Genomic DNA, 16,421 nt, shown 5'->3' with positions numbered 1-16,421 from the left:
CATCAGGCTTCGCTGCAAAACGCCTCTAGGAAAAAGCGCGCTGCAGAGAAAAACGACAAAACACCACCGGTATAGGGGTGATAAATGTTCAATAAAATTCTGATTGCCAATCGCGGCGAAATCGCGGTTCGGGTGAACCGGACGGCGCAGTCGTTGGGGTATCGGACCGTTGCAGTGTTCAGTGAAGCGGATCGGGACGCGCCGCATGTGAAGCTGGCGGATGAGGCGGTGTGTATTGGGCCGGCGTCGGCTTCGGCGTCCTATCTGAATGTGGATGCGATTATGGAGGCTGCCCGGAAGACGGGGGCTGATGCGGTTCATCCGGGGTATGGGTTTCTTTCGGAGAATGCGGGTTTTGTGTCGGCCTGTGCCGACAACGGTATTACCTTTATCGGGCCGCCGGCTCATGCCATGGAGCTGATGGGGAGTAAGCGGCGGTCGAAGGAGGCGATGGCTGAGGCCGGGGTGCCGACGGTGCCGGGGTTCCAGAGTTCGGAGACGGAGCCGGGGGCCTGGGAGGAGGCTGCCGAGGCGATCGGGTATCCGGTGATGATCAAGGCGTCCGCCGGGGGTGGCGGGCGTGGGATGCGGTTGGTGCATGAGCCCTCGGCGCTTGCGGATGAGCTGGCTCGGGCGCGGTCGGAGGCGGAGTCGGCCTTTGGTGACGGGGAGTTGATCCTGGAGAAGGCGATTGTTCGGCCGCGGCATATTGAGATCCAGGTGTTTGCGGATCAGCAGGGCAATGCGCTTCATCTGGGGGAGCGGGACTGTTCCGTGCAGCGTCGGCACCAGAAGGTGGTGGAGGAGGCGCCCTCGCCCTTTGTTGACGAGACCATGCGGCAGGCCATGGGGGACGCGGCGGTCAAGGCGGCGCAGGCCTGTGGTTATGTCGGGGCCGGGACGGTGGAGTTTATTGTTGATGAGTCCGGGGCCTTTTACTTTCTGGAGATGAACACGCGGCTGCAGGTGGAGCACCCGGTGACGGAGGCGGTGACGGGGCTGGATCTGGTGGCGTTGCAGCTTCGTGTCGCGGCCGGTGAACCGCTGCCCCTGATTCAGGACGAGGTGCGGATTGAGGGGCATGCCATTGAGGTGCGGCTGTACGCGGAGGATCCTGCACAGAACTACATGCCGCAGACGGGGCCAGTTCATTGCTGGATACCACCGAAAGGCGACGGGATACGGGTGGATCACGGGGTTTCGTCCGCCATGCGGGTGACGCCCCATTACGACCCCATGATTGCCAAGGTGGTTGCGGGCGGACCGGATCGGGGCACGGCACGCCGGAGGCTGATCCGGGCACTGGAGGACACGGTGCTTCTGGGAGTGACCCATAACGCCTGGTTCCTTTCCCGGGTCCTGGCCCACGAAACCTTCGCCGCCGGCGAGGCGACGACAGCCTTCCTCGAAACGGAATTCAAGGGCGACCCCAGCCTGCAGCCAATCCAGGCAACCTCAATGGAACTGGCCGTTGCCGCACTGGCGCTTTACCGGAACGGGATCCGGTCCGAGTACGCGGACCGGGGCGGCTGGAGCAACAGCCTGCCGAGTGCCTGCCCGATGCTGCTCAATGACGGCCACACCGGTACCTGGGTTCGTCTCAGGGACTCAGGATCGCAAGCTCGCATTACGGTGGGTGACCAGGAACACAGCCTGGTCGCCGAGGACCACCGCGATGGGGAGTTGATCCTCAGTGCGGATGGCGTGCGCCGGAGCTGCCGGTATCAGCTCGTGGATCACACCCTGTATTGCCACCTGTCAGGGCGTACCCTCATCCTGCGGGACGACACTCACGCCCCGGCCCGGCGCGCGGACGAACAGGGCAGCGGCGACGTCCGCGCCACCATGGATGGCGCGGTCATTGAGGTCGGGGTGGCCGAGGGGGACTCCGTCCAGGCGGGCCAGACCCTGGCGGTGCTCGAAGCCATGAAGATGGAGCACCCGCTCAGGGCAGACCGTGACGGAACCGTTTCAGACATCCGCGTCAGCGCGGGGGACCAGGTCCGTAACCGGCAGGTGTTGATGACCGTCTCTGTCCCGGAGTCACCCCAATCAGGAGAAAACGCACGGTGAAAGGCATGCCGGCCCCGATTCAGAGCGTCTCCAGGAGTGCCCTGATTTCCTCGCGACGCCCTTGATCGGCCAACGGGCGATCGGGTCGGTCGGGCGCGTTCAGGGCTCGCTTAAGATAGGTTCTTGCCCGCTTTTCCTCGCCTTGCTCGACCAGAAAATCGCCAAAGAAATAGTTGGGGTCAATGCCGTCCGGGTTGATCGCCAGCGCCTTGCGAAGGTGCTTGCGGGCCTGCTCGTTATCCCCGAAGCTGAGTGGCCAGCCCGGCACCTGGTAGTAGAGGCTCCCCAGCGATGTATGGGCAGAGCCCTCCAGGGCCGTGGGATCAATTTCAAGCGCTTTCTCAAGCACCTCCCGTGCGTCACTGACCAGCCCCAGCGCACTGAATGCACCGGAGGAACCAGCCCAGGTACTCAACACGATGCCCCGCCAGACGAGCGGTTCGGCGCGGTCCGGGTACGCTTCAACAAGCGACTCCGTCTCAGCTGCGAGCTCTTCGAAAGCATCCGCACGCTTGCCTTCATCCAGGTCATACTGGATCTCTGCCCAGCGATGCTGAATAGCCAGCAATTGATCCGACATGGGCGCGGCCGAGACCGGCAGCGCCAGAAGTGCCACCAGCACAGCAAAGCAAACTCTCATGATGAAACCCCCGTTCCCATAAACCGCCGGATCACTGGCAACTGCTTTTTCAGTGCCCGGTCCACGACTTTCGGAAGCACGCCATTGATAACGGCGAACAGTTTTTCCGGCCAGCCCAGCAGACGCCGGGGCCGGTCCTGACGCATGGCCGCAAGGATCTGGCCGGCAACGGCCGCTGGCTCGTCCATGGTGTTGCCAAGCGCCTGGTTCATTTCATTGACCGACTCCGGATTCATCGAGGTGATGGTCGCACGGGGCGCCACATGGAGAACCTGCACCGGCGTGTCCGCCAGCTCCCGGCGCAGGGCCTCGGTGAAGCCACGCAGGCCGAACTTGGTGGCGCAGTAGGCGGTATAGCCGGGATAACCGATACTGCCGAACGTGGAGCCGACAAACACCAGATCCCCCTTGCCCGCCGAGGCGAAGCGTTCACCAAAGTGGCGACCCACAAGCATCGCGGATCGCAGATTGACAGCGATCTGGGCATCCAGGTCCTCGACGGACAGCGACGCCAGTGCGCCAAACTGATTCTGTCCCGCGCAATGGATCACGCCATCAATATCCGGGCGGTCCTGACTCAGCGACTCGAGCTGGGCGTCAAGGTCATCGGCTGCAAGATCCAGCCGAGCCGTTGTCACACCCTCGGGCAATGACAGCTGCTCTGGCCGGCGGGAGGCGACGATGACCCGCGCGCCCGCCGCCGTCAGGGGCTCGATCAGTGCCTGGCCAATCCCCCCGGAGCCACCCAGCAGCAGGAAGACACGATCATGCAGCTTCATGGCTGGCACCTCCCTCGGACCGCCCGGCCATCACCGGGATGCTGTGAAGCATATCGCCGTAGAGCCGGTAGACCATCCGCGCGGATTCGATGATGGCCTGCTGGTCGGCCTCGTCGGTGATCCGGTCCATCAGGTTCCGGTAGAACTCGAAGTGATCCTGATCAAGATCGCCGTGGGAATACAGGTAGCTGAATGCCTCGTCCGGGAGGTCCAGCTGTTGCTGGATGGCTTTACCCATGGGTGTCGCCAGCTCGATGGACGTCCCCTCCAGCACCTGGACCATGCCGAAGAACGCCATGGGATTGCCCCGCTGAATCCGGTCGTAAAGATAGGCGACCATCAACTCAACCGGCGTATCCGGCTGGCCGTTGCGCACCTTTTCCTTGTCCACGCCACAGGCCGCCAGGTCGTTGAGGATCCACTCCTGGTGACCGTATTCCTCCTCGATGTACTCCACGAGGGCCTCGCGGACGAATTCGAGCCGCTCCGGCAGGCGCGCGCCACAGGCCATCATCAGCGGCACCGTATGCTTGACGTGATGGTAGGCCTGGGTCAGGAACCAGGTGTAGCCGGACAGATCGAGCCGCCCCTCCCGGATTGCCTGCAGTGCCGGCGCCTGATGAACATGGGCGCGGGCCGCTTCAGTCTCTGATTGCAGTTGGTCGAAAAATGCCATGGTGTTGTCTCCTGCTGTTTCGCTTGGGTTGTGAACGATGTCGATTTCGAACAAACGCGCCGTGGCCCGCAGATGCGGCAGATCGGACCCAATCCGGTCACGGACCAGCCGCCCGTTTGCCGTGAGATACCCACCGGAAGCCGACAGGGGCCGGGCCAGCCGATGAATCCGGGCAATGCGCGCGTAGTCCGGCAGCGTCCTGTTCAGGTTCGCGACCGCGCATCGGAGCTGTTCGTCCGTCCGGTCCGCAGGCGCGACCAACAGGGCACTGAGGTGCGCCTCGCCGTCACCAAAGACAAACGCCTGGCCCATGCCGGCGCCCTGGATCAGCTCGCTCTCGATCCATTCCGGGCTGACGTTGCGGCCAAAGCTGGTGATCAGGCGATTGCGGGCCCGCCCGCGGACGTAGAGAAAGCCGTCCTCATCCATTGCGCCGATGTCACCCGTGTCGAGCCACTCATCGACCGCCTCCTTGCTGCCGAGATAACCGAGAAACCCGTTACCCCGCACCCGGATATGCCCTTCGCCGTCGACCCGGACGGCGACATGGGAAAGGGGCTGCCCCACGCTTCCCTCGCGTGTCTGTCCGGGGGCGTTCAATGCCACGACGGAGCTGCACTCGGAAAGCCCATAGCCCTCGTAAAGCGGAAGACCGATGCGGTGTGCACGGGTCAGCAGCTCGGGCGCCACGCGCGCGCCACCAACCGCCAGAAACCGGAATGAGGATGCCGGAAGATTCCCGCTCTCTACTGCGCCAACCAGTGCCTGGGCCAGTTCCGGTACAAGAATCAGCGAATTGGGGCGACTCTGCTGCAAGGCCCCAACCAGGCTGGACAGCTGCAACCCGCTGCTGCCCGACAGCCCCAGGTCCGCGAGGGGCCGAACCTCGACACAACCACCCAGCAGCAGGGGCACGTAGACGCCGGCGATGTTCTCCAGCAGGGTCGCAAGCGGCAGCACGCACAGGTGGTGGGCAAGGCCAACCCCCTCGAGGCGATCCCGCAGGGCAACCGCCGTGGCGCTCATCTGCTCCAGGGACAGGCAGCCCCCCTTGGGCGTGCCCGTGCTACCGCTGGTATAGGTGATCTTGAAGGTGCCTTCCGGCATGGGTTGAGCGTCAGCGCCGGGCGGCAGTGACTTGAATGAGACACCATGGCCGATGGGCGTCCCCTCGCGACCGAGCAGCCCGTCCAGGCCCGATTGCGCCACCAGGTGTGCCGACTGGCTTTCAGAGAAAAACGGCGGTATGGGCACGCAGGCAACGCCCGCCAGCAGGCACGCCAGGTCGGCAAGAACCCAGCCAGGCGTGTTGTCACCGCACAGGCCCACCCGGCGCACGCCGAGGCCGACCAGCTCCTCGGCAAGCCCGGTCGCGGCCTCAAGGAGCTCGCCGTAATGCCAGCGCTCCCCCGGTCCAACCAGCGCCAACCGGTCAGGGTAGCGGCGGGCCTGCTCCTTCAACAGCTCAGGCAATAACGCCATAATTGCCTCCCCCGGTGCCGCCTTCCAAACCAACCTCCGAGATCTTCTTCATCAGCCCAAGGCGCGCCATGGCCTGATGCCCCTGTTCCACGCTCAGGGCCATCACCTCGGGGCTGTGCTCGTAGTATTGCCCCCAGCCTCTGCCCTGGTCCGGCAGGCGTAGCGGGTCGGCTGCCCCCATCGGGTGCACGTCGATTCCCAGTCGTTCAAAACCGTTACGCAGATGGGGCGTGCCCGTGCAGACCACCCATTCGCAGGCGAGGTCAAGCAGGTATTTCGACAGTGCCGGAAAGAGATAGCGGCCGGCACCGGCTTCGGAACCCGCCAGGTGGGCAATCTCGGTTAAGCGGCGGCGATCCGGCCGTGTTCCGGGAATGAGCCGCTCGACCGGCTGATCCAGGTAATCCTCCAGGAACAGATGCTCTCCCTCGGCACACCGGATACCCACGGCGGCGATCAGATCGCCGTGATCTGAAACCAGTGCCAGCAGGTCGGGAATCCGCAACGGCGGCTGGGCCTGATAGGCCAGCCGGAAACGCTGGTGGATGAAATCGGTCGTTCGGTTCGCGGCTTCCGAGCCCGCAGCCACGCTGCACAGTGTCCAGCCATTGCCAGCCATCACCGGCGTCAGGCTCGAGCGCTCAGCACTCAGGCTGACAGGCATCATCAAAGGACTTTTCATGTTGGCTCCCCTACCGCCGTTGGACTCATCGCCCTGCTGGGACGATTTCCACAATAGGCGGCGAGGCTTAAAGGGAACTTAAGGCGTGCGCACGGAAACCTTAAGACCAACTTAAGATTTCTCAAACGGTCTCTTAAGCCTCCCTTAATCGGTCAATGGGAGCATGCGGAGCATTGATCAGTGGTTAAGGAGAGTTGAGTGGGTCAGGCCGGTCCAAAAAGGAAAGTCAGTACAGACCTGTTCCGTTTCCTGGCAGTCGGAGCGATTGCGACAGCGACTCACTGGCTGGTTATGGCAGCCATGGTCAGCCAGGGGGCAAGCCCGACGGCATCGACCGCGACTGGGGCCGCCGTTGGCCTTCACATCAATTACATCGGCCAGCACCGGTTCGCGTTCCGTTCAACGCTTCGTCATGGAACTGCCTTTCCGCGCTATCTGGCCAGCGCCGCACTTGGATGGATCGTCAACCTCACAGTCTTCATGACCGCAACTGAACTGGTGGGGCAGATTGCAGTGGCACAGCTCATGGCGACTTCCGCAGCCACCATCATCAATTTTACCGTTGCAAGGGGGATGGTTTTTGATGCAGGACCGACATAACCCAATCACCGAGCCCAGATTGAGCATCGTGATCCCGGTGCATAACGAATCCGAGGTTATTCCGGAACTGCTCGGCCGACTGGCCGAGACCTGCCGAAAACTGGGGGAACCCGTGGAGTGGCTCTTCATCGATGATGGTAGCCAGGACGACTCGTCATCCATGTTAAGAAGCGCCCGCATAACCTATCCAATGATCCGTGTGATCGAGCTCTCCCGAAATTTCGGGAAGGAAGCCGCTGCGTCCGCGGGTTTGGCCCGGGCACTCGGCGAGGCGGTCATCCTTATGGATGCCGATCTGCAGGACCCGCCAGAGCTGATTCCTCGAATGGTGGAGCAGTGGCGTGCCGGTTATGACATGGTCTTGATGAAACGTGATTCGCGTGCCGGCGAAAGCTGGCTAAAACGCCTGTCCGCCTCCTGCTTCTACCGGTTACTGAATCGCATCAGTGATGCTGAACTGCCCGTCGATACCGGCGATTTCCGACTGATGAGCCGACGGGTGGTCAATGCGTTCAATGACCTGCCCGAGCGCAACCGTTACCTGAAGGGAATGATTGCCTGGATCGGGATGCCGACCATCACTCTGACGTTTAACCGGGATGCTCGCGCTGCTGGTAACACAAAATGGAATTACCTGAAGTTGGCGCAACTCGCTATGGAAGGCATCACTTCATTTTCTGTAAAACCGCTGCGACTGGCACTGATACTCGGCTTGTTGGCGGCGGCCACGGGCGGCGCCTTCGGAGCCTGGGTCGTCCTGAAGGCCCTGCTGTTCGGCGTCGCCACGCCGGGGTACGCCTCAATCATCACTGTCATCACTTTCCTGTCCGGCATCCAATTACTATGCGTTGGCCTGCTCGGCGAATATGTAGGGCGAATCTACATCGAAACCAAACAGCGTCCTGTGTACCTGGTTGCCGATGACTCAGCCGACCAGGGCCAAGCCATCAGTGCGCGGCCCGAAAGCCGGGCAAGGAGAACAGTTAATAATGCAGTTTCATCTTAAGTTCCTGCTGTCGCTGCTCGGACTGGTTCTGCTGTCACGGCTCGGCCTGTCCGCTCTGGTCCCATTCATGGATACAACGGAACCACGGTACGCGGAAATCGCTCGCCTGATGGCCGTTTCCGGGGATTGGATCACACCCTGGTTTCGGGAAGGGGTTCCTTTCTGGGGCAAGCCTCCGCTCTCCTTCTGGGCCCAGGCACTGTCTTTTCGCTGGCTGGGTGTCAATGAATTCGCCGGTCGACTCCCCTCCTGGCTTGCGAACCTGGGCATCGTGATTCTGATCATGCGCACTCGTGCCGCCTTCCTGCCCGACCCGGGCTCTGCGTTGTTTTCGCACGACACGGTATGGGCAGCTCTCATTTACTCAACCATGCTGCTTGGATTCCTCAGCGCCGGAACCGTCATGACCGACTCGTTTCTGGCGCTGGGCACAACACTGGCTCTGAGCAGTGTCCTCATCCGGCTGCAGGGTGGAGACGCCTCCTGGGGATGGCTCTTCTTTGTGGGTCTCGCCATCGGGCTACTCGCCAAAGGTCCGCTAACGCTCGTGCTGACCGGGGCCCCAATCGCCGCGTGGGTGATCGTCCATCAACAGTGGCGAGCACTGCGCCAGAGTTTTCCCTGGTTCCTGGGGACCGGCCTGATGCTGGCTCTCGCGGTTCCCTGGTACGTGCTTGCCGAGATCAAGACACCCGGTTTTCTTGATTATTTCATCGTCGGCGAGCACTTCAAGCGGTTCCTGATCAGCGACTGGAACGGAGACCTGTATGGCAATGCCCACGAATTCCCTCGCGGCACCATCTGGATCCACCTGACACTGGCGAGCTTTCCCTGGGGATTGATTGGGGCCGCAATCTGCATCAACCGTTATTACCGCTTTTCCCGGCTGCTTTACGACTGGCATGGCGCAACGAAGGGCATCACTGGACTGGTACTGATGGGCGCTTTGACTCCGGCCGTATTTTTCTCCTTTTCCGGGAACATTCTCTGGACCTATGTACTGCCGGGCCTGCCCTTCCTTGCCGTCATCCTGTCCGCATTGATACCAGTGACGATACCGGCGCGGCATCACGGGGCGAAGCTGCTTGTCGCATTGATTGTTCCATTCGTCGGCATCGGTCTTGGCCTCTGGTCCATCGCCAGCCCTGAGCTATTGAGAACCGAAAGGCCCCTTGTGCGACAGGTACGAGATCACCCGCGCTGGGAGCTCGAGGACCTGGCATATGCTGATGAGATCCCTTTTTCTGCGCGGTTTTACACCAGCGCCAAGGTTCGCAGTGTGCCACGTTCCGAACTTCTTTCCCGACTGGGTTCAGTAGCGCGGCCCCCGCACCATCTGGTCGCTGTGGAACGCGATGATGAGGCATTGATCAACAAGCTGGAATCAATAGCACAGCCCATTGCGCAGTCGAAAGAGTACACTGCATTCCCGGTGGGCATGGCCAGGGGCAAGAGCCGACAGGCTGGGCACCGCATGCAATGCAAGTCATTGCCAGAATCAAGCTGTTCATGATTAAAGTGCTTGGTAGTATCAAAGGAATGCTGGTTCTTGGTTGGACCGCTGCTCCGGCGCCGAGCACTACATCATGAGCGCCCTGAGGCATTTTCTGGGCCGCAACCAAACAACACCCACAAACCTGTAACGCTATAGAACGCCTATGCGAATCCTACTGGTTGAAGACGATCATCCGCTGGCTACCACGATGGTCGACATGCTGCGTGAAGACCAGCACTCCGTTGACTGGCTGGATGATGGGCGCCAGGCCTGCCAGGCACTGCTCAACGATCATTTTGACCTAGCCATTCTCGACCTGACACTGCCGCGCATGGATGGGCTGGATATCGTTCAGAAGGTCCGCTCCAGTGACATCAACACTCCGATCATCATTCTCACCGCCCGTACCCAGCTGGATGACAGGCTTCAGGGGTTGGATACCGGAGCCGATGACTACCTGACCAAACCCTTCGCGATGGCGGAGCTGAAGGCCCGTATAAGGGCCATCCAGCGGCGGGGTTCGGGTTCGGCGCCTTCAAGGAACGTTCAGGTGGGCTCCCTGGCCCTTGATACAGAGAACGCCACGCTGAGTATCGACTCGCACCAGAGCCGTCTGCCTCGCAGTGAATACCAGATCCTGCTGTATCTCATGAAAAACCCCGGCCGCGTCGCTCCCCGGCAGCGGCTTGAGGAGCAACTCTACGGATGGGACCAGGGGGTGGAGAGCAACGCACTGGAGGTTCATATTCACCACCTGAGACGACGAATCGGTAAGGACGCCATCAAGACCGTTCGCGGCATTGGCTATCTACTCAACCCAGAGGCCCTGGAGCACCCCTCCTGATGTCACTCACCCGAACGCTGACAATGGCCATTTCCGCCGTTGTGCTGCTGCTCGCAACGAGTGCAACACTCTGGGCCTACCTGGAAAGCAACCATGAACTCAATGAGATCTTCGACGCTGAACTGGCGCAGAGCACCCGCATCGTCCAGGGCCTGCTGCGCCACCTTTCTGACACCCAATCCCCTGAACAGCTCTCCCACACGCTGGAACAGACCCTTCAACTGCCCAGGTCAACAATGTCGGGAACCGAGATGGAGGGGGACTATGACGAGATACTGCCGGGAGGACTCGGCCACAAGTACGAGAAAAAGATTGCGTTCGAAGTCTGGGATGCCAAACGTAACCCCATGCTCGACACACTGCAATCCGACCGTCAGGAGGAACTGCAAGCCGGCTATGACTGGGTCGAATCCGGGGGTTACCAGTGGCGAACCTTCACGTTGAAAGACCCTGCAACCGGCCATTGGATAAGAACAGCGCAGCGAGCGGATGTGCGATCCGAGCTGAGCGGCGAACTGGCCTGGGGTAACGTCGTGCCCATCGTCGCTGCGCTGCCGTTATTGATCCTGACATCGGTAATCGTCATCCACCTGAGCTTCCGGCCACTTCGCAACATCGAGCGGCCAATACGCCATATGGCGCCTGAACGTTTGCATATTCTGGATGAGCGCCATGCCCCCCGTGAAGTGCAGGGGCTCGTGGAGGCAGTGAACACGCTTCTCAATCGCCTCGATAAGGCATTTGAACGGGAACGCCAGTTCTCATCCGATGCCGCACACGAGCTCCGGACGCCCCTCGCCGCGCTGAGGCTGAATCTTGAACGGCTCGAATCCCGTCACCCCGGGGAAGGCGCCGGACTGATGGCGTCCGTCGACCGGATGAGCCACCTCGTGGAGCAGATACTGTTGCTGAGCCGGCTTGATGCGGATGTAGCAGGGCACAGCACCATGGAATCCAATGACCTTCCCTCACTGATCCGCACCACCGTCGCCGAGATCATGCCGATTGCCATGGACAATGCTATCGATATCGGCTTCGAAACCAACACAGAGTCCCTGAGCATCCACTGCCACCCGTCACTCATCACGACGATGCTCCGATCACTGCTCGCCAACGCCATTCAGTACAGTCCGGCCAATACCGAGGTCGTCCTGAGCCTGGAGGCAAGCCCCGACGAGGCGACAGTCATGGTTACCGACCAGGGCCCCGGCATTCCCGCCGAAGAGCGCGAGCGGGCTGTCAGCCGATTCACACGACTCGATCAAAGACAGGGAACTGGCGCAGGGCTTGGACTCGCCATTGCCAAGCGGATCGCCGAACTGCATCAGGGAACACTTACCATTGCCTCCCCCGGAGCAGACACCGTCGGGTGCCGTGTGGTTTTGACTCTGCCATTGAAACCCACTCCCCGCTCCTCCTGCGAGTCCCCGCTCCCAGAAGCCTGACAGGGACTAGCCGGGGTTCTATGGTCTTCCTCGTGCCCGGATTACTGGGGGCGAACGGATTGGTCATCACCCTCGCCCGATTGCGTCAATAGAGCCAATATCAGGCTGTCGCATCATGCTTACATTGTGACTGGTCGGCTTAGGACATCCTCAACATCAACATTGAGGATCAGGGCATTGAAACCACCGTGATTGGGGGAGACACTATCCGGGCCCCTGTCCGCAACCGACAGACCGTCTCTGCTCAGGGCCCATCCACGCAGGAGAGGAACCATCAATGACGAGTAACCTGAACGGAAAAACGGTCCTTATCACCGGCGGCAGCCGCGGCATCGGCCGGGCCATTGCCCTCGCCTGTGCCCGGCAGGGCGCCAACATCGTCATCGCGGCGAAGTCCGATGAACCGCACCCCAAGCTGCCCGGCACCATCCACACGGTGGCCCAGGAAGTGGAAGAGACAGGCAGCAAGGCACTGGCATTGAAGCTGGACGTACAGGACGAGAACCAGGTCAAAGAGGTCATGCAGAAGGCCGCTGACCACTTCGGCGGCATCGACTGCCTGGTCAACAACGCCGGCGCCATCCGTCTCCAGGGCGTGGCCGACCTGCCGGTTAAACGCTACGACCTGATGCAGTCGATCAACGCGCGCGCCGTCTTCGTCTGCTCCCAAGCCGCCCTGCCCTGGCTGCGCGAGTCCGACCACGGGCACATCCTGAACCTGTCGCCACCCATCAGCCTCAACCCCAAGTGGTTCGCCAACAATGCCCCTTACACGGTGAGCAAATACGGCATGTCCATGCTCACCATCGGCATGGCGGAAGAGTTCCGGAAGCTGCCGGTGGCCGTCAACGCCCTCTGGCCCCGAACCCTGATCGCCACGGCCGCGATCGAGTTCGAGGTTGGTGGACCCCAGCTCATGAAACAGGGCCGCAAGCCCGAGATCATGGGTGACGCGGCAGCCGCCATACTCCAGCGCCCACCCTCGCACACCACGGGGCAGTGCCTGATTGACGACGACGTCATGGCCGAGGAAGGCGTAACGGATCTGGAACACTACCGCTATGACCCGAACGGGCCGGAGCTGATGAAGGACTTTTTCCTGGACGACTGAGACATCGTACTAAGAGGGGGAGCGGGGAGTTCTTCACGGGAAACGCTGTAAATACATCCATGTACGCTGCTCTTCCGCCATCCATGGCTCCAGAGCTTCCCGTGAAGAACTCCCCGCTCCCCCTCCTCCAAACGCCTCGATATAAGATCACCATGACCACGGACCAGATCAAAACCACCGACGTCATCCGCAAAGTGCCAGGTCTCATCCGCAAGGCGCCTCACATGGCCCGGGGCCTCTATTACTATTCACTGAACAACGACAACAAGCCCCAGAGCATCGCCACGCTCGTCGAACGCAACGCTCGGCGCCACGGCAACAACCCGGCGCTCCATTACGGCGAACAGACCCTCACCTGGACCCAGTTCAACCAATGGGCCAACCAGTACGCCCACTGGTTCCGCAGCCAGGGTCTGAAACGCGGTGACACCATCGCACTGCTGCTGGAAAACCGCCCCGAGCTCCTGGCCATCGTCACCGGCGCCGCCAAGATCGGCATCGCCTGCGCCATGCTCAACACCGCCCAAAAAGGCGAGGTTCTCATCCACAGCATTGGCTTGGTTTCGCCCCGCAAACTCATCGTGGGCGACGAGCTGCTAACCACTTTCAACGCCATCCGCGATCGGGTCACCCCCGCTGAGGCCACCCCCCTTCTCTGGCTGGCCGACACCGACACCCGCAGCTGCTTCGGCCAGGCGCCCGAGGGCTACCTTAACCTCGCTGAAGCGGTCAGCCACTTCGATACCCTGGATCCCGGTCCGGCGGATCCACCCCGGCTGGGCGACACCGCCGTCTACATCTACACCTCCGGCACCACCGGCATGCCCAAGGCCGCCCCCAGCAGCCACCGCAAATGCTTCAAAGCCAGTGGCAGTTTCGGTTTCATGGCGCTGACCATGACGCCGGACGATGTACTCTACTGCAGTCTGCCGTTCTACCATGGCACCGCCCTGCTGGTGTGCTGGGGCGCCGTGCTCGCCGGAGGCGCCTCACTGGTCATGAAGCGGCGCTTCAGCGCCAGCCGCTTCTGGGACGACGTGCGCTACTACGGGGCCACCACCTTCGGTTATGTGGGCGAGCTGTGCCGTTACCTGCTGAACCAGCCGGCCACGCCGCAGGACCGCAACCATCCGCTACGAAAGATGATCGGCAATGGACTCCGTCCGTCCATCTGGAACGAGTTCAAGGAACGGTTTGGCATTGAGCACGTAGCCGAGTTCTACGCCTCCAGCGAGGGCAACATCGGGTTCACCAATGTCCTGAATCTCGACTGCACCGTGGGCCTGACCACGGCCCCCTACAAGCTTGTGCAGGTGAAGGAAGGCACCAAAGAGCCCATACGGGACAGCCATGGCCGCCTTCGGGAAGTCCGCAAGGGCGAACCCGGGCTGCTGATTGGCGGGATCAACCAGAAATGGCACTTCGAGGGCTACACCCGCAAGGAGGACACCGAGACGTCCATCATCCGGGATGCCTTCAAGCAGGGAGATGCCTGGTTCAATACCGGTGACATCATGCGCGACATCGGCTGGCGGCACCTGCAGTTCGTCGACCGCATGGGCGACACCTTCCGCTGGAAGGGTGAGAACGTCTCCACCAATGAAGTGGAAAACATCATCGACGGCTTCGGAGGATTTGAAGACGTGGTCGTCTATGGCGTGGCCATCCCGGCGCACGACGGCAAGGCCGGCATGGCCACACTGGTACCGCGCGACCGGATGCCGGAGCTGGACGCCCTCCACCGCTACCTCAAGGCCAACCTGCCGCCCTATGCGGTGCCGGTTTTCCTGCGACTGACCGAAGCCATTGAAACCACCGGCACCTTCAAGTACCGGAAGACCGACTTGCAACGACAAGCGTATCACCCCGGCGACAGTGGCGATCACGTCTTTGCTCTGTTGCCGGGCAGCAATGGGTACCAGGCGCTGGATGCCCCCACCATCGCCCGGATCGACCGTGGCGAGATCGCGTTCTAGGAGATTTCCATGACCGAGTACAGCCCCCAGATCCATGCTTTCCAGGACGACGCTCTGGGCACTGACGACGCTGTTGCGCTGAGGGCACGCCTCAAACGGGGCGAGGTATCCGAGCAGGAACTCAACCAGGCGGCCATTGAACGGCTGCGCCAGCTGGATCCCCAGCTGAACGCACTGGTCGTGGAATGCTTTGATACCCCTCACCGGGATGCACGCGGCCGAAACCATGGTCTGGCCGGCATCCCCTCACTGCTCAAGGACAACACCGACCTCAAAGGTTTGCCCAGCCGGCATGGCTCGGCCGCCATCCGGCCTCATCCGGCAAGCCACGATGGCGCTTACGCGCGCGAGTTCATGACCTCAGGCCTGACGCTGCTGGGCAAGACGGCCCTGCCAGAGTTCGGCTTCAACGCCACCACCGAGCCGGCCCACGACCAGCCCACCCTTAATCCCTGGAATCCGGCGTATTCGCCGGGCGGTTCATCAGGCGGCTCGGCAGCCATGGTGGCCGCCGGTGCCGTGCCCATGGCCCATGCCAACGACGGCGGCGGCTCAATCCGCATCCCCGCCGCGTGTTGCGGGCTCGTAGGGCTCAAGCCCACGCGCGGCCGCCATGCCGTGACGGAAACCGCGCGCCCCCTGCCCATCAACGTCATCAGCGAGGGCGTGGTTACCCGCAGCGTCAGGGACACAGCCCTTTTCCACGCCACCATGGAGAACGTTCACCGGAACCGGTCACTGCCGCCCATCGGCCACGTTCAGGGCCCCGGCCACCAACAGTACCGCGTGGCCCTGATGACGGACTCGGTCAACGGCACGCCCACCGACGACGCCACTCGGCGCGCTGTGGAAAACACCGCGCATCAGCTGGCACAGAATGGGCACCGGGTTGAAACCGTTACCCCACCAGTGGATCCCTCCTTTCCGGAGGACTTCAAGCACTATTGGGGCATGCTCTCATTTCTGGCCACCCGTGGCGGCCGCTTCGCGTTCGGCAAGGGGTTCGATGCGGATCAGGTGGATGGACTGAGCCGGGGTCTCTACCACCGCTTCCGCCGTAATATGCACCGGTTACCCGCCATCCTCACCAGACTCAAGCGCACCCAGAGGGAATACGTCCGTTTCTTCCAGCAATACGACATCCTGCTGTCCCCCGTGCTGGGCCATACCACACCGGAACTGGGCTGGCTGCATCCGGACGTCCCCTACGACACCCTCATGGAGCGCCTGTCCCACTACGTCAGCTTCCCCCCCTACTGCAACATCGCCGGCGGCCCGGCGCTGTCCATGCCGATGGGCTGGACCGAAGCCGGCCTACCCATCGGCGTCCACCTGGCCGCCGGTCACGGGCAGGAACGGCTGCTGCTGGAGCTGGGCTACGAGCTGGAAGGTGCGCAACACCATTCCTTCCCACTAAACAGCTCAACCTGAAGAAGGCTGCCCGGAGGGTCGTCTGGGGACTCTCCGTGCAGCCGTCACATCCTCAAGAACCTCAATGACTGCGCCACCATCCTGTTTCAGGCTAGGCGACGCCCGTAAGCGGTCCACGAACTACGCGGTAACCGCCCCTTCCTGACGCCAGGGCAGCAGCCGGTCCAGCTGCTCATCGGTG

The 16,421-nt window shown here is 61.9% G+C and carries 13 protein-coding genes; 9 read left to right on the top strand and 4 right to left on the bottom strand.

The annotated features are described in order from the left end of the window. Positions 1 to 84 precede the first annotated feature (84 nt). The gene (locus AC1RQI_RS03630) at positions 85 to 2,073 is read left to right on the top strand and encodes an acetyl/propionyl/methylcrotonyl-CoA carboxylase subunit alpha (protein ID WP_481903692.1); all 1,989 of its coding nucleotides are present in this window, start codon (positions 85 to 87) and stop codon (positions 2,071 to 2,073) included. A gap of 19 nt (positions 2,074 to 2,092) precedes the next feature. Here AC1RQI_RS03630 and AC1RQI_RS03625 read toward each other — a convergent pair whose 3' ends face one another. From AC1RQI_RS03625 to AC1RQI_RS03610, 4 genes are read right to left on the bottom strand one after another with little or no spacing between them, the layout of a single operon-like run. Then, a complete protein-coding gene (locus tag AC1RQI_RS03625; RefSeq protein WP_481903691.1) occupies positions 2,093 to 2,713 on the bottom strand; it encodes a tetratricopeptide repeat protein in 621 nt (206 codons plus the stop codon). Next, positions 2,710 to 3,492: an SDR family oxidoreductase gene (locus AC1RQI_RS03620; RefSeq protein ID WP_481903690.1), complete on the bottom strand. Its 783-nt coding sequence runs from the start codon at positions 3,490 to 3,492 to the stop codon at positions 2,710 to 2,712. The genes AC1RQI_RS03625 and AC1RQI_RS03620 overlap by 4 nt, the downstream gene beginning before the upstream one ends. Beyond that, complete coding sequence (locus tag AC1RQI_RS03615; protein WP_481903689.1) at positions 3,479 to 5,650, bottom strand: AMP-binding protein; 2,172 nt, start codon at positions 5,648 to 5,650, stop codon at positions 3,479 to 3,481. Before AC1RQI_RS03615 ends, AC1RQI_RS03620 begins: the two co-directional genes overlap by 14 nt. Further along, the gene (locus AC1RQI_RS03610; RefSeq protein WP_481903688.1) at positions 5,634 to 6,332 is read right to left on the bottom strand and encodes a thermostable hemolysin; all 699 of its coding nucleotides are present in this window, start codon (positions 6,330 to 6,332) and stop codon (positions 5,634 to 5,636) included. The genes AC1RQI_RS03615 and AC1RQI_RS03610 overlap by 17 nt, the downstream gene beginning before the upstream one ends. Before the next feature lie 198 nt (positions 6,333 to 6,530). Here AC1RQI_RS03610 and AC1RQI_RS03605 point away from each other — a divergent pair, with 198 nt between their 5' ends. From AC1RQI_RS03605 to AC1RQI_RS03570, 8 genes are all read left to right on the top strand, one after another. Beyond that, on the top strand, positions 6,531 to 6,932 hold the full coding sequence (locus AC1RQI_RS03605) for a GtrA family protein (RefSeq protein WP_481903687.1): 402 nt from the start codon (positions 6,531 to 6,533) through the stop codon (positions 6,930 to 6,932). Then, positions 6,916 to 7,938 (top strand): glycosyltransferase family 2 protein, encoded by a 1,023-nt coding sequence (locus AC1RQI_RS03600; RefSeq protein ID WP_481903686.1) that lies wholly within the window; start codon positions 6,916 to 6,918, stop codon positions 7,936 to 7,938. Before AC1RQI_RS03605 ends, AC1RQI_RS03600 begins: the two co-directional genes overlap by 17 nt. Then, complete coding sequence (locus tag AC1RQI_RS03595; protein ID WP_481903685.1) at positions 7,922 to 9,451, top strand: ArnT family glycosyltransferase; 1,530 nt, start codon at positions 7,922 to 7,924, stop codon at positions 9,449 to 9,451. The genes AC1RQI_RS03600 and AC1RQI_RS03595 overlap by 17 nt, the downstream gene beginning before the upstream one ends. Before the next feature lie 145 nt (positions 9,452 to 9,596). Further along, the gene (locus AC1RQI_RS03590) at positions 9,597 to 10,277 is read left to right on the top strand and encodes a response regulator transcription factor (protein ID WP_481903684.1); all 681 of its coding nucleotides are present in this window, start codon (positions 9,597 to 9,599) and stop codon (positions 10,275 to 10,277) included. Then, positions 10,277 to 11,722 carry an ATP-binding protein gene (locus AC1RQI_RS03585; RefSeq protein ID WP_481903683.1) on the top strand — a complete coding sequence of 482 codons (1,446 nt, stop codon included), beginning with the start codon at positions 10,277 to 10,279 and terminating at the stop codon, positions 11,720 to 11,722. Before AC1RQI_RS03590 ends, AC1RQI_RS03585 begins: the two co-directional genes overlap by 1 nt. A 277-nt stretch (positions 11,723 to 11,999) precedes the next feature. Then, entirely contained in the window at positions 12,000 to 12,833 is an 834-nt protein-coding gene (locus AC1RQI_RS03580; protein WP_481903682.1) for an SDR family oxidoreductase, read from the top strand. 152 nt (positions 12,834 to 12,985) lie between these two features. Further along, positions 12,986 to 14,809 (top strand): long-chain-acyl-CoA synthetase, encoded by a 1,824-nt coding sequence (locus AC1RQI_RS03575; protein WP_481903681.1) that lies wholly within the window; start codon positions 12,986 to 12,988, stop codon positions 14,807 to 14,809. A gap of 9 nt (positions 14,810 to 14,818) precedes the next feature. Further along, the gene (locus tag AC1RQI_RS03570; protein WP_481903680.1) at positions 14,819 to 16,240 is read left to right on the top strand and encodes an amidase; all 1,422 of its coding nucleotides are present in this window, start codon (positions 14,819 to 14,821) and stop codon (positions 16,238 to 16,240) included. Positions 16,241 to 16,421: the final 181 nt, after the last annotated feature.

The sequence above is a fragment of the Salicola sp. AFF1 genome (genome assembly GCF_056783195.1).
The sequence above is the reverse complement of the archived record's forward strand: the minus strand, read 5'-3'. Positions and strand labels throughout refer to the sequence as shown.